We start from the raw sequence: 959 nt of genomic DNA on the forward strand, positions 1-959 counted from the left end.
ATGCATACTGACTTCACAGCTGCATACGGTCCATTCGCTTGTTTTACTGAAGAAATTGAGCCTAACGGTGGACCGGAATGGTGGTGGAATGAACCGGATGACGATCAGTGGGGCTTTGAAGGTGGTTTTCCTGCTGATGATGTCGTTCTAGGCGAAGATTACGTTGGCAACTACTTCACCATGGACGCCTGGTTCCGCACTTCAATGGGAACAACCAAGCGTTTCGTCAGCTTAAGCAGTCCGTTCTCGCACGCCTACCTGACCGAAGATATTACAGTAGTTGGCAGAGCAGAAGTCAAAGAAGCTCTTGAACTGATGAACTTGCCGGAAGGAACAGAAGCAACAACCGACTGGTGGGATCTTTTCTAAAAAGCTTGACAAACGTTCAAGAAAGGAAGTGTTAAGCACGTGAATAAAAAGATATTGATCACAGTAACGCTGACTTTAGTTTTAACCCTGGCGCTTGCCTTACCGGCTTTCTCGCAAGGTAAATTCATGGTTCCGTTCACAACCGGCGATTTAAGCCAGACTATTTCATACGAATTTGAAGGCAAGATAGATTTTGAAAAGCAGGTCGGCCACCTTTGCAATACCGGTGCTGAAATGAAGCAGGCTATCTCGGGCGACGGCAAACTGTCGAAAGCCTCCGAGATTTACATGAAAGCTTACTTCATGGATGTAATGGACAGCAACAGCTTTGTGACCGCACCTGATGCAGTCCGCAACATGGAAGTAATCACTGCTATCGAACTCTGCGCACCGCCTAAATATGTGTTTATTGACGATTGGGGGGTATTTGAAGCAGGTGATGTCTATCCTGCACCACTTTTTTTCATAAATCCTTGGATGACAGATGATCTTGTAGCCGCAGAGATCATTAAACCCCTAACCCGTCAGATCTGGGCCACCAGCGTATCAGCTGATCCTGGTCACACCGGGGTCTATATGGGTGGCTTTAA

Annotated in this window: 2 protein-coding genes; both read left to right on the plus strand. The window is 46.9% G+C overall.

Annotation, left to right across the window (positions count from 1 at the left end; all coding sequences use genetic code 11):
- Window positions 1-369 (plus strand): hypothetical protein (locus SCJ97_11570; GenBank protein MDW7740668.1); only part of this gene is annotated, 369 nt, incomplete at its 5' end.
- A 39-nt stretch (window positions 370-408) separates the two neighbouring features.
- Window positions 409-959: hypothetical protein (locus SCJ97_11575; protein MDW7740669.1), on the plus strand; the 551-nt coding region annotated here is incomplete at its 3' end.

It is taken from the genome of Bacillota bacterium (assembly GCA_033549065.1).
GTDB lineage: Bacteria > Bacillota > Dethiobacteria > DTU022 > DTU022 > JAWSUE01.